Source organism: Mesorhizobium sp. B2-6-1 (genome assembly GCF_006440475.1).
In the GTDB taxonomy this organism is placed as follows: Bacteria; Pseudomonadota; Alphaproteobacteria; order Rhizobiales; family Rhizobiaceae; genus Mesorhizobium.
The window spans coordinates 294739-317434 of the sequence record NZ_VFUH01000003.1 but is presented as its reverse complement, the minus strand read 5'-3'; the positions used below and the strand labels follow the sequence as shown (position 1 = coordinate 317434).

General features: G+C 64.9%; 26 protein-coding genes. 12 read left to right on the top strand and 14 right to left on the bottom strand.

The features are described 5' to 3' along the window. Positions 1–148: 148 nt before the first annotated feature. Complete coding sequence (locus tag FJ443_RS09280) at positions 149–454, top strand: hypothetical protein (RefSeq protein WP_140499097.1); 306 nt, start codon at positions 149–151, stop codon at positions 452–454. 65 nt (positions 455–519) lie between these two features. Here the strand turns inward: FJ443_RS09280 and ugpC are convergent, their stop codons facing one another. From ugpC to FJ443_RS09250, 6 genes are all read right to left on the bottom strand, one after another. Then, positions 520–1584 carry a sn-glycerol-3-phosphate ABC transporter ATP-binding protein UgpC gene (gene ugpC / locus FJ443_RS09275; RefSeq protein WP_140663636.1) on the bottom strand — a complete coding sequence of 355 codons (1065 nt, stop codon included), beginning with the start codon at positions 1582–1584 and terminating at the stop codon, positions 520–522. Positions 1585–1618: 34 nt separating this feature from the next. Further along, positions 1619–2440, bottom strand: a complete 822-nt coding sequence (locus FJ443_RS09270; protein ID WP_140521426.1) for a carbohydrate ABC transporter permease — start codon at positions 2438–2440, stop codon at positions 1619–1621. Beyond that, positions 2441–3346, bottom strand: a complete 906-nt coding sequence (locus FJ443_RS09265; RefSeq protein ID WP_140521586.1) for a sugar ABC transporter permease — start codon at positions 3344–3346, stop codon at positions 2441–2443. 95 nt (positions 3347–3441) lie between these two features. Next, positions 3442–4779, bottom strand: coding sequence for a sugar ABC transporter substrate-binding protein (locus tag FJ443_RS09260; RefSeq protein WP_140521425.1), 1338 nt, complete (start codon positions 4777–4779; stop codon positions 3442–3444). Positions 4780–4842: 63 nt separating this feature from the next. After that, positions 4843–5502 carry a GntR family transcriptional regulator gene (locus FJ443_RS09255; RefSeq protein ID WP_140499104.1) on the bottom strand — a complete coding sequence of 220 codons (660 nt, stop codon included), beginning with the start codon at positions 5500–5502 and terminating at the stop codon, positions 4843–4845. A 19-nt stretch (positions 5503–5521) separates the two neighbouring features. Beyond that, positions 5522–6406, bottom strand: coding sequence for a dihydrodipicolinate synthase family protein (locus tag FJ443_RS09250; RefSeq protein WP_140663634.1), 885 nt, complete (start codon positions 6404–6406; stop codon positions 5522–5524). Between the two features lie 263 nt (positions 6407–6669). Here FJ443_RS09250 and FJ443_RS09245 point away from each other — a divergent pair, with 263 nt between their 5' ends. Together FJ443_RS09245 and FJ443_RS09240 are read left to right on the top strand one after the other, a co-directional pair. Then, complete coding sequence (locus FJ443_RS09245) at positions 6670–8631, top strand: acyltransferase family protein (RefSeq protein WP_140663632.1); 1962 nt, start codon at positions 6670–6672, stop codon at positions 8629–8631. A 149-nt stretch (positions 8632–8780) separates the two neighbouring features. Next, a complete protein-coding gene (locus tag FJ443_RS09240; protein ID WP_140499110.1) occupies positions 8781–9086 on the top strand; it encodes a hypothetical protein in 306 nt (101 codons plus the stop codon). A gap of 107 nt (positions 9087–9193) precedes the next feature. On the opposite strand, the gene FJ443_RS09235 is transcribed toward FJ443_RS09240, so the two are convergent. Further along, on the bottom strand, positions 9194–9790 hold the full coding sequence (locus FJ443_RS09235; RefSeq protein WP_140521422.1) for a DUF6456 domain-containing protein: 597 nt from the start codon (positions 9788–9790) through the stop codon (positions 9194–9196). Positions 9791–9924: 134 nt separating this feature from the next. On the opposite strand from FJ443_RS09235, the gene FJ443_RS09230 reads away from it, so the two are divergent. Beyond that, positions 9925–10206: a DUF982 domain-containing protein gene (locus FJ443_RS09230; RefSeq protein WP_140499114.1), complete on the top strand. Its 282-nt coding sequence runs from the start codon at positions 9925–9927 to the stop codon at positions 10204–10206. 99 nt (positions 10207–10305) lie between these two features. Beyond that, the gene (locus FJ443_RS09225) at positions 10306–10608 is read left to right on the top strand and encodes a DUF982 domain-containing protein (protein ID WP_181167247.1); all 303 of its coding nucleotides are present in this window, start codon (positions 10306–10308) and stop codon (positions 10606–10608) included. 236 nt (positions 10609–10844) lie between these two features. Here the strand turns inward: FJ443_RS09225 and FJ443_RS09220 are convergent, their stop codons facing one another. Next, positions 10845–11429 (bottom strand): GcrA cell cycle regulator, encoded by a 585-nt coding sequence (locus tag FJ443_RS09220; protein WP_140663630.1) that lies wholly within the window; start codon positions 11427–11429, stop codon positions 10845–10847. A 575-nt stretch (positions 11430–12004) separates the two neighbouring features. On the opposite strand from FJ443_RS09220, the gene FJ443_RS09210 reads away from it, so the two are divergent. The 3 genes from FJ443_RS09210 (at position 12005) to FJ443_RS09200 (ending at position 13404) form a co-directional block, all read left to right on the top strand. Then, on the top strand, positions 12005–12709 hold the full coding sequence (locus FJ443_RS09210) for a helix-turn-helix transcriptional regulator (RefSeq protein ID WP_140663627.1): 705 nt from the start codon (positions 12005–12007) through the stop codon (positions 12707–12709). Positions 12710–12805: 96 nt separating this feature from the next. After that, entirely contained in the window at positions 12806–13096 is a 291-nt protein-coding gene (locus tag FJ443_RS09205; RefSeq protein WP_140663625.1) for a type II toxin-antitoxin system ParD family antitoxin, read from the top strand. Then, positions 13093–13404, top strand: coding sequence for a type II toxin-antitoxin system RelE/ParE family toxin (locus FJ443_RS09200; protein ID WP_140521418.1), 312 nt, complete (start codon positions 13093–13095; stop codon positions 13402–13404). The genes FJ443_RS09205 and FJ443_RS09200 overlap by 4 nt, the downstream gene beginning before the upstream one ends. 20 nt (positions 13405–13424) lie before the next feature. Here the strand turns inward: FJ443_RS09200 and FJ443_RS09195 are convergent, their stop codons facing one another. After that, positions 13425–13727, bottom strand: coding sequence for a hypothetical protein (locus FJ443_RS09195; protein ID WP_140663623.1), 303 nt, complete (start codon positions 13725–13727; stop codon positions 13425–13427). Positions 13728–13901: 174 nt separating this feature from the next. Between FJ443_RS09195 and FJ443_RS09190 the strand changes: the two genes are divergently transcribed. From FJ443_RS09190 to FJ443_RS09175, 4 genes are all read left to right on the top strand, one after another. Continuing rightward, entirely contained in the window at positions 13902–14270 is a 369-nt protein-coding gene (locus FJ443_RS09190) for a hypothetical protein (protein ID WP_140499122.1), read from the top strand. Between the two features lie 155 nt (positions 14271–14425). Then, positions 14426–15022 carry a hypothetical protein gene (locus FJ443_RS09185; RefSeq protein ID WP_140663621.1) on the top strand — a complete coding sequence of 199 codons (597 nt, stop codon included), beginning with the start codon at positions 14426–14428 and terminating at the stop codon, positions 15020–15022. Beyond that, on the top strand, positions 15019–15639 hold the full coding sequence (locus tag FJ443_RS09180; RefSeq protein WP_140663619.1) for a hypothetical protein: 621 nt from the start codon (positions 15019–15021) through the stop codon (positions 15637–15639). The genes FJ443_RS09185 and FJ443_RS09180 overlap by 4 nt, the downstream gene beginning before the upstream one ends. Then, positions 15636–16211 carry a hypothetical protein gene (locus tag FJ443_RS09175; protein ID WP_140516193.1) on the top strand — a complete coding sequence of 192 codons (576 nt, stop codon included), beginning with the start codon at positions 15636–15638 and terminating at the stop codon, positions 16209–16211. The genes FJ443_RS09180 and FJ443_RS09175 overlap by 4 nt, the downstream gene beginning before the upstream one ends. Positions 16212–16233: 22 nt before the next feature. Here FJ443_RS09175 and FJ443_RS09170 read toward each other — a convergent pair whose 3' ends face one another. The 5 genes from FJ443_RS09170 to FJ443_RS09145 all read right to left on the bottom strand — a co-directional run bounded on the left by FJ443_RS09170 (position 16234) and on the right by FJ443_RS09145 (position 22645). After that, complete coding sequence (locus FJ443_RS09170) at positions 16234–17349, bottom strand: ionic transporter (RefSeq protein ID WP_140663617.1); 1116 nt, start codon at positions 17347–17349, stop codon at positions 16234–16236. Between the two features lie 127 nt (positions 17350–17476). Beyond that, complete coding sequence (locus FJ443_RS09165) at positions 17477–18760, bottom strand: hypothetical protein (protein ID WP_140663615.1); 1284 nt, start codon at positions 18758–18760, stop codon at positions 17477–17479. A 126-nt stretch (positions 18761–18886) separates the two neighbouring features. Beyond that, a complete protein-coding gene (locus FJ443_RS09160; protein ID WP_140516199.1) occupies positions 18887–19903 on the bottom strand; it encodes an ABC transporter permease in 1017 nt (338 codons plus the stop codon). Further along, complete coding sequence (locus FJ443_RS09155; protein ID WP_140663613.1) at positions 19900–21471, bottom strand: sugar ABC transporter ATP-binding protein; 1572 nt, start codon at positions 21469–21471, stop codon at positions 19900–19902. Before FJ443_RS09155 ends, FJ443_RS09160 begins: the two co-directional genes overlap by 4 nt. A gap of 226 nt (positions 21472–21697) precedes the next feature. Beyond that, on the bottom strand, positions 21698–22645 hold the full coding sequence (locus tag FJ443_RS09145; protein WP_140516203.1) for a substrate-binding domain-containing protein: 948 nt from the start codon (positions 22643–22645) through the stop codon (positions 21698–21700). Between the last annotated feature and the right edge of the window lie 51 nt (positions 22646–22696).

Here is a 22696-nt window from a genome sequence, read left to right as displayed (position 1 = left end):
AAAGCGGAAAGTTTCGCCGCCGTTGAACAATATATTTGTTCAGACCGGGCCTCAGCTGACATGGCGAACCGGAACTTTCCTCCAAACCTTCCGTTTCTTTGAAGATCGTTGCTTCGACGGTCGAAGAGCAACAGGGAAGGATCCTATCATGAACATCAAGATGATCTGCGTCGGCGCGATGACGCTTTCGATGCTCGCGGGCTCGGCCCTCGCCGCCGCGAACAAGGGCACGTCGGCACTCGACGACCCGGCCAAGATGCAGCCCTTCTACACCGACTCCAGCATGAAGAAGATGCGCAGCAGCGACGAGTTCACGAAGGCGTGGAAAGCGCTCACTCCGGAAGACCAGAAGATGATGATGACGGCCTGCGACGACGAGGCCAAGGACGCCAACGCCGCCAACAGCCATCCGGAGTTCTGCAGCAGCGTCAAGGCGAATGGCGGCAGCAAATAGACCGGCCTAGAAGCAGGCTTTTGTAGCCCGCACCCTGAAGACAGCCCCGTCCCGCGGGGCTGTTGTCATGCGCCGACGCGCCGGCCGGTTTCGGCGTCGAACAGATGCGCGCAGGCGCGGTCGACCTCGATGCGCACCGGCTGGCCCTGCTTGAGCGCCAGCCGCTCGCGGAAAAGGCAGTCTATCTCCTCGCCGCCGCAGTCGACCTTGGCGAAGATCTCCGAGCCGGTGGCTTCCAGCAGCGTGACGCTGCCAGGTATGCCTTGGCTGCTGGCGCGGATGTGTTCGGGGCGGATGCCGTAGACCAGCCCTCCGCCCGGGACCTGTGCCGGATGAAGCGGCGCCGGCAGCGGCAAGGTCAGCCCGCCTGCGCTGCGGAAGACGCCTTCCTCGATGCGGCCGCGAATGAAATTCATGGCGGGCGAACCGATGAAGCCGGCGACGAAGAGATTGGCCGGCTGGTCGTAGAGGTCGAGCGGCGCGCCGACCTGCTCGACCAGGCCGTCATGCAGCACCACGATCTTGTCGGCCATGGTCATGGCCTCGATCTGGTCATGCGTGACATAGATGGTGGTGGTGCCCAGCCGCTGGTGCAGCGCCTTGATCTCGCCTCGCATCTGCACGCGCAGCTTGGCGTCCAGGTTGGAGAGCGGTTCGTCGAACAGGAAGACTTGCGGGTCGCGCACGATGGCGCGCCCCATGGCGACACGCTGGCGCTGGCCGCCCGAAAGCTGGCGCGGGAAGCGGTCGAGCAGCTTTTCCAGGCCGAGGATACTCGCCGCCCTGTTGACGCGGCCGGCGGTATCGGCCGGATCGGCTTTCTTGATCTTGAGCGCGAAACCCATATTGTCGGCCACCGTCATATGCGGGTAGAGCGCGTAGTTCTGGAACACCATGGCGATGTTGCGGTCTCGCGCCCTGAGATCGTTGACGACCCGCTCGCCGATGGCGATCCTGCCGGCCGAGATCGTCTCCAGCCCCGCGATCATGCGCAGCAGCGTCGACTTTCCGCAGCCCGAAGGTCCGACCAGGATCACGAACTCGCCATCGGCGATGTCGACGCTGACGTCGTGAATGATCCTGGTCGCTCCGAATGCCTTCTGCACATTGTTGATGGTCACCGCTGCCATTTCATGTCCTCACCTGGAAAGAGTGTCGTCGGCTTCAGCCGCCCTTGACCGCGCCGGCGGTCAGCCCGGCGACGATCTGCCTTTGCGCGAACATGGTCAGCACCAGCACCGGCAGCGTCACCACCAGTGCGGCGGCGGCCAGCGGCCCCCAGCTCACCTGCTCGTAGGAGAGCATGTTGTAGACCGCGACCGGCAAGGTCCGCGTCTCGCGGCTGGCCAGCACCACGCCAAAGACGAAATTGTTCCAGGAGAAGATGATGGACAGGATGAAGGCCACCACGATGCCTGGCCTGGCGATGGGCAACGCGACCAGCCGGAACACCTGCCATGAGGAGGCGCCGTCCATGCTGGCGGCCTCCTCCAGCTCCATCGGCGTGGTTTCGAAATAGCCGATCATCACCCAGACCACGATCGGCACCGTGACCACGAGATGGATGATGATCTGCGGCCACAGCGTGCCCAATATGCCCGCCCACTGGAACAGCAGGAACAGCGGGATGAGATAGGACAGCCCCGGCGTCATGCGCGCGATCATGATGACGACCGCCGACCGTTCGGCCTTGAGCCGCGCTATGCCGTAGCCGGCAGGCACGCCGATCAGCAGCGCCAAGAGCGTCGCCGTGCCGGTCACCAGCACCGAGTTCCAGAAGTAGAGCAGGAAATTGTTCTCCTCGAACACCTTGGCATAGTTCGACCAGGCCACGTGCTCGGGGATGAAGACCGGCGGCGAGGCGCCGTTGTCGATCTCGAATTTCAGGGACAGCGAGAGCATCCAGAGGAAGAACAGGATCGCCGGCGAGACGAAGACCAGGGCGGCGAAGAACAGGCCGATCCGGTTGAGCAGTCGCGAACGCATCTATTTGCCCTCCGCGTCGGTCCAGCGGCTGCGCTGGCGCAGCATCAGCAGGACGAAGGACAGCGCTACGATAAGAACGAAGAACACCACCGCCATGGCCGAGCCGTAGCCGACGTCGTAATAAGAGAAGGCGATGTTGTAGAGATAGATGTTGATGGTCTCGGAGGCCGTGCCCGGCCCACCCTGCGTCATCGCATAGATGATGTCGAAGCTCTTCAGTGCGTCGATCGTGCGGATGATCACCGCGATCATCAGGAACGGCGCGATCATCGGCAGGGTCAGGTAACGGAACTGCTGCCAGGCATTGGCGCCGTCGATCTCGGCGCTCTCGAAGGGTTCGCGCGGCACCGAGGCCAGCCCGCCCAGCACGATCAGCATCACCAGCGGCGTCCACTGCCAGGTCTCGACCGCAACCAGCGAGGGGATGACCGTCCTGGCATTGAATATCCATTCCTGCGCCGGAATGCCGACCAGCGACAGAAGGTAGTTGAGCACGCCGAGTTGCGGATGGAACATCATCGTCCAGACCAGCGCCACGGCGACGGGCGTGGCCATCATCGGCATCACGAAAATGCCGCGCAGCACGCCGCGCAGCGGGAACCGGGCATCGAAGATCAGCGCCGCGACCGTGCCGAGCAGCATCGGCGCGGCCACCGAGAGGAAAGTGTAGGACAAAGTGTGCGCGAGCGATTCCCAGAACCGCCCATCGCCGACCAGTCGCAGATAGTTCTCCATCCCCGCGAAGCTTCGCGACTGGCCAAGCGTCCAGCGGTTGACGCTCATCCACAGCGTGAAGGCCCAGGGAAAGACGATGACGGCGCCGACGACGACCAGCGCGGGGACGACGAAGGGCCAGTAGCTGGGAGCCAGCTTGACGGGCCGGCCCCCTTCGCTTGCCTGTTTCATCACCCCGGTACGATCCGTCGTCGCCCCGGCGCGATCCGTCGTCGCCCCGGCGCGATCCGTCGTCGCCCCGGCGCGCTCTGGGGCAGTTGCGGACATCAGCCTTGCTCGCTCCTGTCGAGGACCGGCTGGAACTGTTCCGTCGCCTTCTTCAGTTCCTCCGCCGGGTCGGCCCCGGCGAGCAGGTTGCTGAGCGCCACGCCATAGATGTCGCGGAATTCGGTGACCGGGATGATGACCGGCAGCGCCAGCCGGCTGACATTGCCGGAGCCGACCACGGCATCGAGCCAACTCGCCGGCATGGTCACGCCTTCGCGCACCTTGGGGTCTTCCAGCACCGATTTGCGGAACGGCACGCCGGCACCTGCCTGCAGCAGCCGCGCGCCCATGCCGGCCGACACCGCCCATTGGCAAAAGAGATAGGCGGCTTCCTTCTTCTCGCTGGCCGTTGTCACGCCGAGCCCGTCGCCGAACGTACCCGAGGCATGCGCCTTGGGGCCCTTGGGCATGACGCCGTAGCCGACCTTGCCGACCACCCTCGACTTCTCCGGATTTTCCATCGGCGGCGCGAAACCGACGCCGTCGAACCACATGCCGATCTTGCCTTGCAGGAAGGCGGATTGCGCTTCGGCCCAGTTGAATCCGGTGACGCCGGGCGGCGCGGATTTGGTCATCAGCCGCTGGTAGAGGGCGGCCGCCTCCACCGCCTCGGGCGCGGTGGTGCGCAGCTTGCCCTTGTCGTCGAGCGGCGTCATGTCGTAGCCGAGCATCAGCGAGGTCCAGACCGGCGTGTTGGCGTTCTTGAGGCCGCGCGCGACGAAACCGTAGGTGTTGGTCGACGGGTCGGTCAGAGCCTCCGCGGCTGAAACGAGCTGATCGAAGGTTTCGGGGTATTTGAGGCCCTTGGCCTCGAACAGCTCCTTGTTCCAGTAGATTATCCAGTAGTCGACCGAGAACGGCAGCGAGCGCAGCACGCCCTGGCCGTCCTTGGCGAACAGCATGCCGGCATCGGCAAAGTCCTTTTCGACCAGGCTCGGATCGGTCAGCGTCGGGTCGGCAAGGTAGCCCGATATGTCGGCCAGCCAGCCGCCCTTCTCGAACTGCCGCTTCTGCACATGGTAGCTCAGATGCACGACGTCGAAGCTGGGTTTGCCGGAGCTGAGCTCGATCACCGTCTTCTGGCGCTGCTGCTGCTCGGGCGTCGCCTCGGCATTGACCTTGATGCCCGTCAGATCCTCGAACTCGGCGAGATATTTGATCAGCGTGTCGCTGCGCGGGCTTTTCACCAGATTGACATCGAGCGTCGTGCCCGCGAAGCGCTTCCACTCGACGCCGGCGGCAAGGCTCGGGCGGATACCGGCAAAGCCGGCGCCGGCGAGCATGGCGGCGCCCGCAAGGAGCTGCCTTCTGGTTGGGTTGAATGGATTGGACGGCATTTCTTCCTCCCGGTTGCTGTCGTTGTCGATTGCGCCGCGACAGGCACGGCGCGGCCTGCTTCCTCAGATATGGAGCGCCAGCCGGCGCGCATTGTCGATATGCTGGCTGATCGCCTCGACCGCCTTTTGTGGATTGCGGCTTTCGAGGGCTTCGATCACGCTCAGATGCTCGCGCATCACCGGCACCACGCGCCCGTCGATGCGGAACCGTTCCTGGTGGATCAGGCGGATCTTCACCGAATTGACCAGATAGGCCTTGGCAATGATCTCGTTGCCGAGCGCATCGATGAAAGTATCGTGCATGGCCCAGTCGATGGTCTGAGCCCTGGCCTCCATCTCCGGCGTCGGGGTCTGCGCCAGCGCCTGCGCCAGCATGTCCTCATGCTCGCGGCGCAAGCGCGCGAGTTCGTCGTCGGAGGCGCTGACGGTGAACAGCGCCACCGCCTCGCGCTCCATGAACAGGCGGAACTGGAAGGCCTCGCGGATCAGGCTGATGTCGATGTGCGCAATCTGCATGCCGCGCTGCGGGATCGTCGTCAGCAGCCCCTCGGCTTCCAGGCGCGGCACGATCTCGCGGATGGCGCCGAGCGGCAGGCCGGTGAAGGCGACGAGTTCGCGCTGCGACACGAACTGGCCCGGCTTGAGGTCGCGTGCCAGCAAATGCCGCGTGAAGCTGGCATAGGCCTGCTCCCGCAGATTTGTCTGGTCGCCGCCATTGGCCATTTCAGCGCTTCCCTTCCCGTCAGGCCGCCGCGGCCGCGAAAAGAGTGTCGTAGGCAGCGCCAAGCTGCTGGCGCCCCGGCGCCGCGATCGGCTCGAGCGGCGGCCGCACCGCCAGCCAGCGCTCGTCGCCGGTTTTGCGCGCCACCATCACCTTGACCGCAGGAATGACCGGGTGCTTGAGCAGCTCGAGCACGAAACGCTCGACCCGCGCATCGTCATGCCCCGTCTGCGCCATGGCGAGGACCTCGCCTGCGGCGAAATTGGCCATGCCCGAAATCGCGCCCTGGCCACCGATCCTGACCGCCCGCGCCAGATGCCGCTCGTCACCGATCAGGATCACCAGATCGCCATGGGCGCCGAGCAGCGCCTCGCTATAGGTCCAGTCGCCGCCGGAATCCTTGACGCCGGCGACCACGTCCGGAAACGCCTGGCGCAGCCGGCCGATCAGCCCCAGCGAAAGCTGCACCGTGGTGACCGAGGGAATGTTGTAGAGCAGCACGCCGCGGGCCAGCGGACCGAGAGCGGCAAAGACAGCGGAAAACCAGCCGAAAAGCCCATCGTCGCCGACATTCTTGAAGTAGCTGGGAGGGGCTAGGAGGATGTTGCGGGCGCCGCGCTGCAAGGCATGCCGAGCCTGCTCGGCGGCATCCTCGACCGCATCGACCAGCACGCCTGCGACAAGCTGATGCGGCGCGATGCCGGCCGCCAGCATCGCCTCGGTGACAGCCCGCCGCTCCTGGGTGCCGACCGAGGCGCCCTCCCCGGTGGTGCCGAAGAGCGTCACACTGCCGCAGCCTTGCGCCAGGCAACTCCGCGCCAGGGCCACCATCGGGGGAATGAGGATCTGCCCCGACGCATCGAAAGGCGTGGCCAGGGCAACCGAAAGACCAAAGCGCGATGTCACCAGCGAGTCTCCAAAAGAGCAGTTCGCAGGCAGTGCTATCACGCTAACATGTTAGTCGTAAATAGGGCGGGCACCATTTACCGGAAACATAAGATGTGAGGCGTCCGGCGGCAGGCGTCATCCATGCCTCGCGTCACCGTCATCTCCGTTTCTGCCGCTGTCCTTTTTCCTGCCATGTTGCGTTGCGAAAGATTTGTTGCATTGCGATACGATCCGCCCCGACTAACAATGGTCGCGGGTTGGGCTTGCACGAAGGATTTGTCGTGGCAGCATCGTTCCGACCCGATATCGAGGGAATGCGCGCACTGGCGGTAGCAGGCGTCGTCGCCTATCATTTCGGCCTCGCCGCCCTGCCCGGCGGTTTTGCCGGCGTCGACATCTTCTTCGTTATCTCCGGTTATCTCATCACAAGACACCTTTTGCAGGAGATCGGCGAGAGCGGCCGGCTGAACCTGTGGCGCTTCTATGCCCGCCGCGCCCGGCGGTTGCTGCCGGCCTCGCTGTTCGTCATCCTCGCCACGCTGCTGGCCGGCGCCTTCATCCTGTCGCCGGAGGAACAGGCGCTCTATTCGAAGGGCGCGATGTTTGCCTCGGCCTATATGATCAATCTGTGGCTGATCCGCTGGTCGTTCGACTATTTCGCCTCCGATGCCGCCAACAACCCGTTCATCCATTTCTGGTCGCTGTCGGTGGAGGAGCAGTTCTACCTCGCATGGCCGGCGCTGCTTGTTCTCGCCGCATGGCTGCGGCCGGGACGGCGCGCGGCTATCGTGGTCATCGGCGTCACCGGCCTGGTTTCGTTCGTGGCCTGCGCCTGGCTGACCAGCGTTTCGCCGCCCTGGGCTTTCTATTTCTCGCCGCTGAGGGCCTGGGAGTTCGCCGCCGGCGGGCTTGCTACGATGGTGCCGGCGAATTTCCTCCAGTACCACCCGCGGCTGCGCGCCGCGCAAGGCTGGCTCGGCCTGGCGCTGATCGTGCCCGCCTATCTGCTGCTGGACGAGGCGCTGCCCTTCCCCGGCCTGCTGGCGCTGCTGCCGGTCGTCGGCACGGTGCTGCTGCTGGTCAGCGGGGCAGGCGAGCGCCAAGCGGGTGGCAAGCTGGCCGGCGGCCCCACGGCTGTCCTGTCGCTGCCGCCCATGCAATCGATTGGCAGGCTCTCCTATTCGCTCTATCTCTGGCACTGGCCGGTCATCGTCTATGCGGGAATGGTCACCGCGGAGCTTTCCGGGCTGGACAGGTTTGCCTGCCTGGCACTGACGCTGATGCTCTCCATCTTCACCTATCACGTCATCGAAAACCCCGTGCGCCGCAACGGCTGGCTGATGGCAAGCGCCGCCCGCGCGCTCGTGCCCGCGGCGCTGCTGACCGGCGCCGGCGTGGTCGCGGCCTACGCCAATGCCAAGTTTGCCGTTCACGAACTCGATCCGGAGCAGCGCGTCATCGCCCAAAGTGCGGCGCGTCCATCCACCGCGCGCGCCAGGGGCGGCTGCGTGCTCGACTACGAGACCATCACCCCGAAGCCCTGCGTGTTTGGCGCCAAGAATGTGAAAGGCACGATCGCCTTGTTTGGCGATTCACATGCCGACCACTGGTCGACGCCGCTGATCCAGGCGGCCGAAAAGCGCGATTACCGGGTGGTTACCTGGCTCAAATCCTCGTGCCGGGCGTCCCGGCTGTCGACATGGTCGAGCAAGCTGAAGCGCGACTACGCCGAATGCGACCAGTGGCGCGAGCAGTCGATCAAGGAGATCCTGGCGCTGAGGCCGGCCCTGGTGGTGATCTCGGAAATCGCCCTGACCAGTTCGCGCAAGATGGCCGCCGGCAAGGATGAGCCCGACAGTCAGGACGCGGAGTGGAAGGCTGGCCTGCGTTCGACGCTGGAGACGTTCAGCAAGGCCGGGCTGAAAGTCGCCTTCATCCGCGACGTGCCCTTCAACGACGAGCAGGTCGACACCTGCGTGGCGCGTGCGCTGTGGCGCGGCGACACGCCCTCGCTCTGTGATCAGACGCGCGCCTATGCCGCCAACGACGCCATGGCCGCGGTGGAGCGCGACGTCGTGCGCAGCATTCCGAACGCCCGCTATGTCGATATGACCGACCAGTTCTGCAACCAGACCACCTGCCATGTCTTCATCGGCGGCAAGATCGCCTTCCGCGACCGCCACCATCTGGCGACCGCTTTCGCCGAGACGCTGGAGAAGCCGCTGGAGAAGGCGCTGTTTTAGAAGGGGTTAACGTCCCTTCTTCAAAGGCGCGCTGCCAAGGCGCCGCCCCCTCACAGCGCGCGCGGGCACGAAACATTGGTTTACCGGCTTTATGGGAACAGGGCCGCGAGGGCAGCGTTTATTAGATGAGCCTTAAAGAGGAGGTTGCCATGAAGAAACTCTTGCTCGCATCCGTGATTGCCGTCGCTTCGGCGGTGGCCGTGATCGCCCCGGCAAATGCCGCCAGCATCACGCTTGGCATCGGCAACGGCTATGACGACGATTATTATGTTCCCAGATATCGTCACCACTATCGCGATTATTCCGACGATGACGGCTACTATCGCCGCTACAGCATGTATGACGAGAGCTACCGTCCGCGTTACTACGGTCATCGTCGCTGCCACACCGAGGTGATCAAGCACTGGCGTCATCACCATCGGGTCATCGAGAGAGTCCGCGTCTGCAGGCGTTGACCTGACAACCAATCCGGCCGGCATCGCGCCGGCCGGATGTCATGCACAGCGCCATGCCCTGGAGCGGAGCACTTGTCGTGCGCGCCGCAACTCCTCGGGGCCCAACCTTATCGTCGCATCATCATCCCGTAATGCATCGCCAGCAGATCGAGCCCGATTCTCAACAGCTTTGCCGCCACGTCCCTGCCCTCGCTCATCTCTCCCGCCACGCCTCTGACCGACTGCTCCAGGCACACGATCTTCCGGACCACGTCGACCACCTCCCAATGGCCGAGCGCGCGGGTCGCGGCGGCGTGCGACCGTCCGGCATTGAGCACGCTGTCGGTGATGCCGCCGCTTGTCCTGTCGCCGTCGACGCGTTCGCTCCAGCGCATCGGCTTGATATCAGCCTGCTGGCTGGCGCGGAAATCCTCGCGGTAGCGCAGACCGGCTTCGCGCTGCTGGCGCGACAGCGAGGTGATGCCCAGCAGCGGATCGATGCTGCGCACCCGCACGATACCACCGGTGGAGGTATGGCCGTCATTGGACACCTCATAGACGCGCCGCGCCTCCGATGTCCCGGTTGCGAGCCGCTTGCGGCCGAACTCATCGTCCCGCAACGCGAAATCATGGCCGACCTCGCGGCGGATGCGCACCTGCTCGGCCTCGCCCTTCGGCAGCTTCGGCGTCTGCGGTTTGGCTGATCTGGCGGCTTTCTTGCTCATGGCTGCGTCCTTGTGGGGAGTGGATTGAGGTGCTGGCTGGCGGGGCAGCAATCCCTGGCGAAATTGGCTGCGCGCGCCGGAACCAGCGGCGAGGCTGGGCGTTGTGCCGCACCAAACCAACAGGAGGTATGCCCATGACCGCCTTCATGCCGGTGACCTTGCGCTTCTGCGACAACAAGACCATGCTGGTGGGCTCCATCGCCCAGGCGGCGACCGCGCTTCGCCGGCAATGGCCTGACAAGACGGCCACCGCCTATCTGGATGCGGCAAGGCTGGTCAGGCTCGCCATCGACGGGAGCTGCCGCCAGCGCGTCGCCTTCGAGGCTTTCACCAAGGCGGCCGGGCAGCAGGGGCTGCTGGTGGCAAAGCCGCGTAGCCGCGCCCATGAATGGCTCGACGCCGCCGCGGGCCCGTGAGGCGGCTGAAAACGTGATGCAACCGCGCCGCCGCCTTGCACGTTGATAGGGGCTGGCTTCCGAGCCGCGCGCAACGCCAAGGTAACCGCCGTGGGTACCATGAAAACAGGATCTCCGCTCAAAGTATGCCTGGACGGGCATGTCGAGGTGATCGACAGCGTCGTTGAGGCAGCCGACTTCCTGCAGCGCTGGCCGGTTGAACGGCGTGGTCACGTCTACCGCAGTGCGCTCAACGCGTGCAGTGCGGCCATCGCGGCGCAGATTTCGCACGCCGACGCGATGAAAGCGTTCACCGGCTTCGCGCGGGTTACCCGCATATTGGCCGGCGATGACGGCCGGCCAGCGATGCCTGATGCAATGAGCGTGCGGATGCCAAAGCAGGGCCACGATCTGCCAAAATAAAAGCGTTGCGTGGCCGCCGTTCTCGCCAGATCGCCAACACTGCAAAAGAAAAGCCAGCGTTGCAGCAAGCTTCTTTCTCCCCGTCTTATGGAGAGAAATGCTTAGCAGGCCAATGAGAGGCGCCAACGCTTCGATACCTTGCATCTGAACCAATCTCCCAAGCTCTCGGATGTGTTCCCAATCCTGACCGGCGTTGCCTCCTGCCGGCATCGTCTCCCGAGAACCGGGAAGGTAGCTCACCCCGCCTCGCAGACACGCCGGTGGAAGCGCGCCTGGTGATAGGTGCAGTAGCTTTTCATCGCCCTTGTGCGCATGCCGCAGCACAGCATGTGGACGCCCGGCCGGCCTCCGGGAGCATCGTTTTCCGGATTTTGCTCCAGCGCCAGGTCGAGCGGAGCGCGGCAGCGGCCGAACAGGCAGTCGACGAAGCGCATTGCCACGCCATGCGGCTGGCGGCCGATCGGGCTTTGCCGCGGCACCGGTACCTCGAGGCGGTAGGCTTGCCCGTCCGCGATCAGCACGCCGGCCTCGCGCGCTGCGAGGCGTTCCGCACCTTCACCCTTCGGCACGCGCTTGTGTCCGGCCTTGGCGGCGCGGTCGGCGGCTTTGTCATTCGCCCTCTCGGCTGCCGCGATCCGCTTGCTGTTGGCAAAGCCGATAGAACTCAGCATGGCGTTGCGGTGAACGATGCCAATGATGGCGTCGCGCGACACCGGGCTGCCTCGCGACGCGCTGAACCGAGCCGCGATGCGCGAGGCGGAAAGTCCGTCCGTCAGCCAGCCGGCGATCGCCTGCAATTCCTTGTCGCCGTAAAGTGCCATGTCCTGGTCTCCGTCCATTGCGCGGCCGCGGCAGCGCGCGACGCGGCCAGCGAGTGTCGGTGTCGGCCCGCCGCAGGCGGTGGGCATTGTCGGGTTCGATCCGGCCTGTCGGCCGTTGGATTGGCGGCCTCAGCCCGGCCGGCCGTCCAGCGCGGCGAGGCGCGCCAGCCGCGCCTCTGCCGTCACCCGGTCGGGTGCGGAAACCGCCCTGCCCGTCAGCCTGTCGAGCAGGATCACGGTGCCGTCCTCGGTGCGTATCAGGGAGCGGACCCGCGCCGCGCTGAATTGGGGGCCGGAGCCGCGGGGAGCGGCGGCTCCGGCCGTTCCGGCCGCCGGTGACGGGCGGACCGGACGTGCGGCTGATGCATCGGGGCAATCAGCCTCACGCTTCGCCCTGGCCGGGGAGGAGGACAGCCGGGGCGAAAGGGAATGAGCGCTGGCCGGCTCGCGTGAAGCTGGCCTGAGGGCGCTTTCGACTCGAAAGGGGTTGAGCTTTTGCATGAACGGATATAAGCATAACTCAAAATCTTATGCAAGCCATTCTTTCATGGACGAAAGCAGCGCTTGTTGGTCACATGGGTGCCATGGTGAAAACGCAACTGTCGGTCAAGGTCGGCGCGGCAATCCGCCAGGCGCGCAAGCAGCGCGGCCTGGTCATGCGCCACATCGCCGAGCACAACGACACCGACGTCGCCGCCGTCGGCAATTGGGAAACCGGTCGCAACCTGCCCAAGACGGAAAACCTCCTGAAGACCGCCGCCTTTCTGCGCGTCGACCCGGTGGCGCTCGGCAAGGGCGAGGTGGTTTTCCTCGACGATGCCGGACCGGTCAACGACGCCGAGATCGTCACCGATGCCGGGCCGCCCCCCGCCGGGCCGATGGACATCCAGGTGCTGGGCGCCGCGGTTGGCGGCGACGACGGCGATTTCACCTTCAACGGCGAGCCCGCCGGCTATGTCCAGCGCCCACCCGGCATCCGCAACCTGGCCAAGGTGTTCGCGCTGCACGTGCTGTCGGATTCCATGGTACCCCGTTACGAGCCCGGAGACCTGATCTATTGCGGCGGCCGCGATGCCGTCCCGGGCGATCACGTGGTGATCGAAACGTTCCCGGAAGAGAACGAACGCAACGGCAAGGCCTTCATCAAGAAATTGGTCAAGCGCACCGCCGCCGAACTGGTGGTCGAACAGTACAATCCGCCGAAGACGTTGACCTTCAACCGCTACGCCGTCAAGCAGGTCTGGCGGGTCATTCCGTTGAAGGAATTGCTGGGCTATTGAGCGTTTCATCGCCCACGGCCCATCATTCGACTGGCCGTTGGCGGTAAAAAGTGTATGATTAAGTCACACACGTTACAATTTGCTTGGGGAACGACGATGCGCAGCACCCAGCCACTGACTATCACATTGCCGCTTGAGATGGCGCAGATGGTGAAGGACAAAGTTTCATCCGGCGAGTACGCCACGGAGAGCGAAGTCATCCGCGATGGCCTGAGAACGCTCGCGGCGCGCGACGCGGCAATCGATCGCTGGCTGCGAGGGGAGGTTGCGCCAACGATGGATGCGCTCGAGAAGGATCCTTCGCACGTCTCACCTCTGGAGGATGTGCGAAAGCGACTTCATAGCCGCATCGACGCGCTGGCCGGGAAGCAGTCACGCCAAGCATGACGCACAGGGTCGTTTTCAGCAAGGCTGCCGAGAAAGACCTGCTGGATTTGCTGACCTACCTGGTTCCACAGGCTGGCGAACGAATTGCGCGGGCTTATATCGATCGCCTCATTGATTACTGTGCGCACTTTGACACGTTTCCTGAGCGCGGGACCCGCCATGATGATATCAGGCCAGGCCTCCGCACCGTGGGATATCGCAGGCGGGCGACGATCGCGTTTGCCATTGAAGACGAGACCGTGACCATCCTTCGGGTCTTTCACGGCGGCCGACACGCCATCCTCTCCGATGAAGATGATGCCTTCTGACGGCCATCTGCCGCCGCCCCTCAAGCCTGTCTCGATCCCTCCAACGGCATCTCGCGCTCGCTCAGCATTAGCGCCTCGCTGCGCACGCGCTGGCGCTCGTCGATAAACGCTGCCCGGATCTGGATCGCCGTGCCCGGCAGCCCGTCGGCGCGGCAAGCCGAGCAGACCAGCCGGCCCGAAAGCGCTGCCAGCGGGGTATTGCCAGTCACGCCGAAGCGCCGCAGCTGATCGGGCTTCCACCACCTGTTGCGGCCGCAATCGGCGCATTCGACCGATATCGAAACGACATCCGCAATCACTGATCCCCTGCCCGTCAATGCCATCGCGGCTCGCCTCTTTTGTTCCTTGTTTGTTCACATATTCCTGCGTTTTGAAACGAGAGTCGAGTCGCATCTTTCAGGGCTCCGCAAAAGTTTCTCTTTCGCTAATTTTTGAGTTATGCTTCTATATAGCTTGCAAAGCCGAGTCGGCGCGCGTGCAGCACCCCGGGAGAGACGATGGACGCCCTTGCCGCCGATTTCGCTCACGCCTGCGGCTATGGCGGCGACAGTCACGCTCTCATCGAGGCTTTCGTGAGAATCCGCGAACACGGCATCCGCCAGGCGCGCCTCGGCCATTTCAGGCGCAAGGCGGTCGTCGACGCGCTGAAACAATCGGAAGCACTTTTCCTGGCGGCGATCGGCCCGGCGCTATCGGCACAGGAAGCCATCGAGGACGCCGCCCGCTTCATCGCCTTCTGGCGCAACATGCCGCGCTGGCGCCAGGAACGGCGCCTGGCGGACCTCGCCAGGGCCAGGCAACAACGCCTGCTGGCGCGCTTCTTCCGCCGCTACGGCCACCGCATTTGGGCCTTGGAGGCGGCATAGGCGGGCTCGCCAAGCCGTCGGCGACCACACTGCGCCACGAGAGAGACGCAGCCACGAGAAGAGCTGGGCAATGCCGCCATTTGCGGGTTCCCATCCGCGCGTTTTCTTCCTAGATTGCCTGCGGGTGGCTGATCGTTCGACGTGCATATCAGGGAATGTTCAAGACTGCCCGTTCAAGAGTCCAGGCCTGGATGACGGCAGGCGCGGGAACCATCGCCGCGCTGTTGGCGGCCGGCCTCATGGGCGCCTTTGGCGCCCTGCCCGCTCACCCTCCGCCGCAACTGCCGTCCGATGCCGCCATCGATGCCGGCCGCTGGCGCATCAAACCGGTGCGTGCCTATGTCAGCCATGCCGACATCCATGGCGTGCCGCTGAAACCGGGCCAGAAGGCACTGGTGCTGGAGGCCGACATGACCAACCGCACGGCCGAATCCAACAAGGCCTACTTCGCTGTCTTCAAGCCGGAGGGAATCACCCTGCCGGACCCGATGCCGATGATCGCCCTGATACGCGATTCGACCCTGGCGCCGGAACTGCACCCCGGCATGACCGAGCGCCTGGCCTATGTCTGGCCGCTGGCCGGCGACGCCGCCGTGCCGCCGACGCTCGCCTTCGGCGTCACCGCGGAGATCTTCAAGCCGCGCGACAATCTCTACGGCACGCCCGGCTGGTACAATCCCTACCGTCTCGGCACCGTCACCTTGCCGTTCGCCGATATACCGGCAACGGACACGCCGGGAGCCGGCTCATGAGGATGCGGGTCCTCGGCAATCTCGCGATTCTCGCCGCCACCGTGGCGCTGAGCTACGGTATGCAGCTTTCCAAGCCGCATTATGCCGACCTCACCGCGCCCATCCCGGTCGACGGCGCCATGCACGACACGGTGCGGGCACGCAGCTTCGACGTGCGGCTTGACGAGGTTGTCTTTGCCCACGCGCTGAAGACCAACCAGTTCGGGCAGCAAAAGCTTTTGACGACGAGCGGCGTGTGGGCGGTGGTGACGACCAGCCTCACCGCGACCGACGCCTCCATCACGGTCGCGGACGGCACCTGGCAAGGTCCGACCGGTCTGCGCTACCGCCAGACGGAGCGGCTGGGCTATCGCCAGGACATGCCGCCGCACGGCGTCGATCCCGGCTTGCAAAAACGCGGCCTGTTCGTCTTCGAAGTACCGCCCGACCAGATCGGCGGCGCCAGGCTGCTGGTCTCGGAACGCCAATTCGGCGCGCTCGACGCGCAGGCCCGCATCAGCTTCGACGGGTTGTCTGCCGGCGCCGATGGACAACCGGCCGGCATCCTGCCGCAATACGATCTGGATGCACCACCGGGCCAGACTTCTCCGGGCCAGACACCGCAGGGCAAGCCATGAGCGCCGTCGCGACCGACATGGGGCCGGCCGCCGAGCGGCAGGTCGAGAAAAAATGGCGCAGGCGCAGCCTGGCGGCGCTTGTCATCCTGCTGCCGCTGGCGCTGGCAGAAACCAGCCATGACAGCTTGCGCGAATGGCTGGGCGGCGAAGACCTCATCGCCAGGGATGTCGAGTTTGGCCAGTCCGCGCACTTCGGCGGCAGCGACTGGAAGCTGGCGGACCTGCGCGGCGGCAAGGCCGGCCGCTTGCCCGATCAGGCCTTCGCCGTCATCGCCACCTTCTCCGTCACCGTCGGCGATCCCGACTTGCAGAAGCAATGGCTGGGCTGCAGGCTGATGCTGACCGATGCCGCCGGCCGCCGCTGGCTCCCCGACATGATTTCGGGCGTCAGACTGCCGGACGGCGTGATGAACTGCACCTCGGCGATCTTCTCCGGCGCCAAGACAGGCGACGTCATCACCATCGGCGACACCTTCATCGTGCCGGAGGATGCCATCAAGACCATCCGTCCCGCCATTGGGCTGGGAAGCGGGCGGCCGTGGTACCTGCGGTTTCAACGGCCGCCGAAGTAGCGACAGCGCCGGCAGTCCGGAGTCACGGCACGGCGATCAACAGGACGTAGGCAACAAAGACGACGAGGTGAGCAAGTCCGGTGAGAACCGTCGTGCGTCCGGTACTGAAACTTACGACACTCACCGCAAGGGCCAGAACCAGCAAAATCACGTCGCTCGGACCGAGACCGAGGTTGAGCGACTTTCCGGTGATGAGGCTGGCCGCCGCCACTGCCGGGATCGTCAGTCCGATGGTCGCGCACGCCGAGCCCAAAGCGACGTTCAATGCGCGCTGGAGCTCATTCCCCCACGATGCCTTGATGGCGGAGATCGCCTCGGGGAGCAGCACGACAAACGCAATCATCGCGCCGACGATCGCATCCGATTGCGGGATCTGCAGGTAGGTAAGGCCATCTTCAACGCCAGCCGCGACCCGTTCCGTCAGCAGGACGATCCCGACCAGTCCCAGAAGCAGGAAGACGAAATGCGTTGGCACGCCGTGGACCTGCGGAGAAGGGCTTTCCGGAGCGCTTTCACGCAGCTGCACCTCCAGGAAGTCCTCTTTCTGGCTGTAGCTCTGGGCGAAAACGAAACTGCCGTAGAGCAAGAGCGACAGCAGCGCGACGAAGGCCAGTTGCGTGGGAGAAAATGTCCCGGGGCTGGTGGCAAGCGTGTAGTTCGGCAGCACCATGGTCAGCACCGTGATCGCGGTCAGCACCGAGAGAAAGGAACTTGTCCCTTGCCTTCGGACGTCCTGGTGGCGGTGCCGCCACCCGCCAAGTGTCAGGCACATGCCCACAATGCCGGTGCAAACGATCATGACCGTGGAGAACACGGACTCTCGCGCCAAGGTCGGATTGTTGGCGCCATGCCGCATCATCGAAACGATAATCGACACTTCGATGGTCGTTACAGCCAAGGTAAGAACTAGGGTGCCGTACGGCTGTCCGACACGTCGGGCTATCGCCTCCGCATGTCGCAACACGGCAAAGACGGTTGCCAAGGTAAGAACGATCGATATGCCGGCAACGATCACCACAATCGCCGTCCGATCTTCGATCGGCTCTATGTTCGATTGCAATATCAACGCCAGCGCGCAGCAGACCACAGGCAGGCCGAAGGTCATTGCCTCACTTCGACGGCGGAAGAAGTAAGTCATGCCATTCTCTTCGATCTTGCGAGTGCAAACAGGCGGTCTGTTTACGAGACCAGGAAAGATCGCACTTTCGCCCCATCGCACGTACATGGCAAGGCGCGGCAAGGATACGCTACGGTCGTTCCCGTCGCTACCGGGAACGACCGCCCCCCTTCGAAAGCGAGAACGCCGTCTCCAGCACCGCGGCGAGGAAGCAGATGCGCAGCGGCTCGACCAGGATGCCGGTGGAGGAATCCTGGAACGGGCTGCCGAACAACAGCGTCACGCCATGCGACAGGATCTGCCAGACGTCGAGCTCGTGCGGGCCGATCAGCCGCGTCGCGCCGAGCCACAGCCAGGCCGCGCCCCAGTCGAGCAGGCGACAGCCGACGATCAGCGTACACAGCAATACGAGGCTGGAACTCACCGTCAGCCGCACGCCATTGGCGATCGGCAGATAGCGCGAGCGGTAGCCGGCGACGAAATGCTCGACGAAATCGCGCAGGAATTTCGGCAGGCCGGCATAGCGCTTGCCGACGCGTTCCAGCCGGCCGTGCACGCGCATCAGTGCCGTGTCGTCGCGCACATCATAGCCATAGATCAGCGCCGCCATCACCAGCCAGATCAGCGGCAAGAGCATGTAGAAGAACAGGTTGACGGCGATCGTCGAGGGCGCGATCGAGGTGATCTCGACCGGCACCATCGGCGCGGCCGTCGCCGCCGGCACCGGGCTCGCCAGCCCGTCGGCCGACGCCTGCAGAACCGACCAGAAATTGCGGCTCATCAGCCATTGCAGCGCGCTGTCCTTCCAGCGGCTGATGACGTAGAGGCCGACGAAGATCCAGTTGGTCTCGCAGATCACCACCACGATCTGCCAGAACGAGGCGGCGCCCGTTTTCGCCTGCATGAACTTGGCCAGCCGGCGCACCAGCCAGGACACCGCCACCGAGACCAGCAGCCAGCGCGAATCCAGCACGTCCAGAACATTGGCGCTCTGGCCGAAGCCGGCCTGGTCGAGCGTTTCGCGCGAATATTGCCGCACGATGTCGCCGAGGAACCCCCAGGCCGCGTAATAGGCGAAGAAGGGCAACAGCGCGATGGTGATCATGCGCACCAGCCGCGAACCGCGCCGGTCCGCGGTTCCCTGCCCCTCGGCGACCGTGGCCTTTTCCGCGCCACGCTGCGCGGCCAGCACATGGGGCAAGCCGGGACGCAGCACATGGAACATCGCCACCGTCACCACCAGTTGCGCCAGCGCCACTAGCGTCAGCATGGCGAGCCCGGCGAAATGGTTTGCGAGCGCCACCTTGGCCGCCAGTTGCAGCAAGAGATCGCCGGCCAGAACACCGGCCAGCACCAGCACGACGAGCTGCGGCCAGAACCGCCGCAGCAGCGAAAAACTCAAGCTGATCGGTCTGATGATATCGGCAAACATGAGGTTCTCTCAGAATGCCACCCGCCCGAAATCCTTCTAGCAAAGGGGGGTTGTTTTGCAAGAAAGGTGGCGAGCTCTCCTGCCAGAGCGGCGATTTCCCCTTCTCCGACAACAAGGGAGAAAGAATTAGCGCCTCACCCGCGACTTCAGCCAGCGATCGAACGCCACCGCCAGGATCAGGATTAGGCCGATGACGATGCTTTGCGTGTAGGACGAGACGTTGTTGAACTGGAGCCCGTTCTGTAGCACGCCGATCAGGGCGGCGCCCACCACGGTGCCGCCCACCGAGCCGATGCCGCCGAACAGCGAGGTACCGCCGATGACGACGGCCGAAATGACCGTCAGCTCGTAGCCGATGCCGGCCACCGCTTCGGACGAATTCAGCCTGGCCGACAGCACGAAGGCGGCGAGCCCGGCGAAGAAGCCGACGATGACATAGACCGAGACCAGGATGCGGTCGACGCGCAAGCCCGACAGCCGTGCGGCCTCGGCATTGCCGCCGACGGCGTAGACGGCGCGTCCATAGCGCGTGTAGCGTAGCACGATGTGGCACAGGATGGCGGCCGCCGCGAAGATGATCGCCGGCACCGGCACGGGGCCGATCAGCCCGGTGCCGAACCAGCGCATAGAAGCGTCGAAGCCCGAGATCGGGCCGCCATTGGAGATGGTCAGCGTCAGGCCGCGAAACACGGTGAGCCCGCCAAGCGTGACGACGAAGGGCGGCACTTTCAGCCTGGTGATGGCAAAGCCCTGAACACCGCCGGCCACCGCCCCCACCACCACGGCGGCAAGCAGCGCCGCGAACCAGCCATAGCCCTGCGTTCCCGACGTCGACAGCGACAGTGTGTTGGCGGTGCCGCCCTTGGCGACCACGGCCGCCACCATGCCGCAGAAGGCGAGCAGCGAGCCGACCGAAAGATCGATGCCGGCGGTGAGGATGACGAAGGTCATGCCGAGCGCGATCAGCCCGGTGATCGATATCTGGCGGGTGATGTTGAACAGATTGATCGGATCGATGAAGCTCGGCTTCAGCACGGTGAAGACGACCACCAGCGCCGCCAGGAATAGCAGCGGCCCGAAATTCATCAAGAGCCGCGCAATGCTGATGCCGCCACGCCGGCTCTGCTCCTCGGCCACGCTCATCGTGCCTCCTCCTCAACCGCTCCCGGCTGGTCGAGTGCCATCAGTTCCATCAGTTTTTCCTCGCTTGCCTCGATGCCCGGCATCTGCCCGGTGATGCGCCCCTTGCGCATGGTCACGATCCGGTCCGACACAGCCAGCACTTCGGGCAGCTCGGACGAAATCATCATCACCGCTATGCCGCGCGCTGCCAATTGCACCAGGATCTGGTGCACCTCGGCCTTGGCGCCGACATCGACGCCGCGCGTCGGCTCGTCGACGATCAGCACCTTGGGGTCGCGCGCCAGCCAGCGCGCCAGGATCACCTTCTGCTGGTTGCCGCCCGACAGGCCCTCGATCGCCTGCTCGGCCGACGCCATGCGGATCGACAGCATTTTCCGGAACCCCGCCAGCGCATCGCGCTCGCGCCGCTCGGCCATGAAGCCGAAGCCATTGCTGAACCGCCCGAGCGAGGCGACGGAGAAATTCGGCAGGATGCCGAGCGCGGCGAAGATCGCCTGATGCTTGCGATCCTCAGGCACAAGGCCGATGCCGAGCGCTATGGCATCCGCCGGCGAGGCCGGCGCGATGGGCCTGCCGTCGAGCGTGATCGTGCCGCCCGCGATCCGGTCGGCGCCGAAGATGGCGCGCGCCAGCTCCGTGCGACCCGAGCCGACGAGGCCGGCGACACCCAGGATCTCGCCGGCCTTGAGGTCGATATCGACGCCGTCGAGCACGATGGCGTGCGGCGCTTCGGGATCGCGCACCGTGCGCAACCCGCGCACCGACAGCACGACGTCGCCGGCCACCGTGCGCTGCGCCGGCCGCGCATAGAGCTCGGACGCCGCGCGGCCGACCATTTTCTCGATGATGCGCGGCAATCGGATCGGCCCGCCTTCGCGGTCGAGATTGCCGGCCAACCTGCCGTCCCGGAGCACCGTCATGCGGTCGCAGATGGCGGCGGCCTCCTCCAGCCGATGGGTGACGAACATGATGGCGACATGGTCCTTGCGCAGCCTGTCCATGATCGACAGCAGCCGCTGCACCTCTGTCTCGGTCAGCGCTGATGTCGGCTCGTCCATGATGATCAGCCGGCTCTTCAGCGACAGCGCCCGTGCAATCTCGACGAGCTGCTGCTCGGCCACCGAAAGCGCCGAGACCGGCGTCATCGGATCGATCGTGAGGCCGACGCGGGCGATGATGGTGCGGGAGTCCTGCTCCATCTTGCGCCAGGAGACGAGGCCGAGCGGACCGGTCGGGGCGCGGCCGATGAAGATGTTCTCCGCCACCGTCAGCGTCGGGATCAGGCTGAGCTCCTGGTAGATGGTGACGATACCTAGCCGCTTGGCATCCTGCGGGCTCGACGGCCGGTAGTCGGCGCCGTCGAAAATGACATGGCCGCTGGAAGGCGGCATGACGCCCGACAGGATTTTCAGCAGCGTCGATTTGCCGGCGCCGTTTTCGCCGAGCAGGCCGAGGATTTCGCCGGGCCTGACATCGAGCGAGACATCGTTCAGCGCGGTGACGCCGGCGAAATGCTTGGTGACGCCTTCGACGGAGAGCAGGGCGGGTGCGGCTTCAGCTGGCGGCAAGGAATGCTCCTTGAGACTTGAAACGTCTGCGCTGCCCCTCACCCCAGCCCTCTCCCCGTGTAGAACGGGGAGAGGGGGCCGTCAGCGTCGGAGCGCATCCCTTCTCCCCGTCACTATACGGGGAGAAGGTGCCGGCAGGCGGATGAGGGGCAGCGCTAACTTGGGCGATTGATCCTGCTCGCAGAACATCATCCTGCCAGCCTGACATTCGCGATCTATTCACAGCCTACTTCGTCTCGTTCAGCCTCTCGGCCTTGTCGAGATTGTCCTTGCCGATGACGATCGGCGTCAACAGCACCAGCTTCTCCTTCGGCTCCGTCTTGTCCCTAGCGTAGGCGACGGCGATCTGCACGGCGGTGCGCGACTGCTGGCCGGGGAACTGTTCGACCGTGCCGGCGAGCTTGCCGTCGCGGACCGCGACCAGCGCTTCCGGCAGCGCGTCGAAGCCGTAGATCTTGACGTCGGTGAAGTTGCGCGCGGCACAAGCCTCCAGGGCGCCCAGCGCCATGTCGTCATTGGCGCAGACGATCGCGTCCGGCTTACCGTTGGCGGCAAGGCCGGCTTCCGTCACCGACAGCGCCTCGGCGCGGGCGAAATTGGCGGTCTGCTCGAAGACGATCTGGTATTTGTCCTTCAAGGGATCGAGCACATTGTGCACGCCCTTGTTGCGGTCGATCGCCGGCCCGGCGCCGGGTTGGCCCTGGAGGTGGAACAGTTTCGCGCCGTTGGGGAACGCCGCCACCACGGCCTGCGCTTCCGCCTCGCCGCCCTTGACGTTGTCGGCGCCGACATGGGCGAGGATGCCCTCGACGCCGTCGACGCGGCGGTCGATCGTCACCACGGGAACGCCGGCCTTGACCGCTTCCTCGATGGCCGGCGCCAGCGCGTTGACGTCGAGCGGCGAGATCACGATGGCGTTGACCTTTTGCACTAGGGCCGCCTCGATGTCGGCGGTCTGCTTGGTGGCCGAGTTCTGGCCATCGCTCTCGGTCAGGTTGACGCCTTGCGTGGCGGCTTCCGCCTTGATCTCGTTCAGCATGTGCACGAAGAACGGAAAGCCGAGACTGGGCACCGAGCCGAGAATGGTGAGCTTGTCCTGCGCAAATGCCGAGGGCGCGGCAAGCACCATGGCGCCCGCGGCCACGGACGTCATCAGGAATTCACGTCTGTTCATGGGATCCTCCTCCACAAGAACGCACGGCCCCGGAAACCGGGACGGTTTCAG

Bases quoted from the DNA above. Each gene is read 5' to 3' on its own strand.
- FJ443_RS09280 (WP_140499097.1), top strand. From the start codon at position 149: ATGAACATCAAGATGATCTGCGTCGGCGCGATGACGCTTTCGATGCTC.
- ugpC (WP_140663636.1), bottom strand. From the start codon at position 1,584: ATGGCAGCGGTGACCATCAACAATGTGCAGAAGGCATTCGGAGCGACC.
- FJ443_RS09270 (WP_140521426.1), bottom strand. From the start codon at position 2,440: ATGCGTTCGCGACTGCTCAACCGGATCGGCCTGTTCTTCGCCGCCCTG.
- FJ443_RS09265 (WP_140521586.1), bottom strand. From the start codon at position 3,346: ATGAAACAGGCAAGCGAAGGGGGCCGGCCCGTCAAGCTGGCTCCCAGC.
- FJ443_RS09260 (WP_140521425.1), bottom strand. From the start codon at position 4,779: ATGCCGTCCAATCCATTCAACCCAACCAGAAGGCAGCTCCTTGCGGGC.
- FJ443_RS09255 (WP_140499104.1), bottom strand. From the start codon at position 5,502: ATGGCCAATGGCGGCGACCAGACAAATCTGCGGGAGCAGGCCTATGCC.
- FJ443_RS09240 (WP_140499110.1), top strand. From the start codon at position 8,781: ATGAAGAAACTCTTGCTCGCATCCGTGATTGCCGTCGCTTCGGCGGTG.
- FJ443_RS09235 (WP_140521422.1), bottom strand. From the start codon at position 9,790: ATGAGCAAGAAAGCCGCCAGATCAGCCAAACCGCAGACGCCGAAGCTG.
- FJ443_RS09230 (WP_140499114.1), top strand. From the start codon at position 9,925: ATGACCGCCTTCATGCCGGTGACCTTGCGCTTCTGCGACAACAAGACC.
- FJ443_RS09225 (WP_181167247.1), top strand. From the start codon at position 10,306: ATGAAAACAGGATCTCCGCTCAAAGTATGCCTGGACGGGCATGTCGAG.
- FJ443_RS09220 (WP_140663630.1), bottom strand. From the start codon at position 11,429: ATGGCACTTTACGGCGACAAGGAATTGCAGGCGATCGCCGGCTGGCTG.
- FJ443_RS09210 (WP_140663627.1), top strand. From the start codon at position 12,005: ATGGGTGCCATGGTGAAAACGCAACTGTCGGTCAAGGTCGGCGCGGCA.
- FJ443_RS09205 (WP_140663625.1), top strand. From the start codon at position 12,806: ATGCGCAGCACCCAGCCACTGACTATCACATTGCCGCTTGAGATGGCG.
- FJ443_RS09200 (WP_140521418.1), top strand. From the start codon at position 13,093: ATGACGCACAGGGTCGTTTTCAGCAAGGCTGCCGAGAAAGACCTGCTG.
- FJ443_RS09195 (WP_140663623.1), bottom strand. From the start codon at position 13,727: ATGGCATTGACGGGCAGGGGATCAGTGATTGCGGATGTCGTTTCGATA.
- FJ443_RS09190 (WP_140499122.1), top strand. From the start codon at position 13,902: ATGGACGCCCTTGCCGCCGATTTCGCTCACGCCTGCGGCTATGGCGGC.
- FJ443_RS09185 (WP_140663621.1), top strand. From the start codon at position 14,426: ATGTTCAAGACTGCCCGTTCAAGAGTCCAGGCCTGGATGACGGCAGGC.
- FJ443_RS09180 (WP_140663619.1), top strand. From the start codon at position 15,019: ATGAGGATGCGGGTCCTCGGCAATCTCGCGATTCTCGCCGCCACCGTG.
- FJ443_RS09175 (WP_140516193.1), top strand. From the start codon at position 15,636: ATGAGCGCCGTCGCGACCGACATGGGGCCGGCCGCCGAGCGGCAGGTC.
- FJ443_RS09170 (WP_140663617.1), bottom strand. From the start codon at position 17,349: ATGACTTACTTCTTCCGCCGTCGAAGTGAGGCAATGACCTTCGGCCTG.
- FJ443_RS09165 (WP_140663615.1), bottom strand. From the start codon at position 18,760: ATGTTTGCCGATATCATCAGACCGATCAGCTTGAGTTTTTCGCTGCTG.
- FJ443_RS09160 (WP_140516199.1), bottom strand. From the start codon at position 19,903: ATGAGCGTGGCCGAGGAGCAGAGCCGGCGTGGCGGCATCAGCATTGCG.
- FJ443_RS09145 (WP_140516203.1), bottom strand. From the start codon at position 22,645: ATGAACAGACGTGAATTCCTGATGACGTCCGTGGCCGCGGGCGCCATG.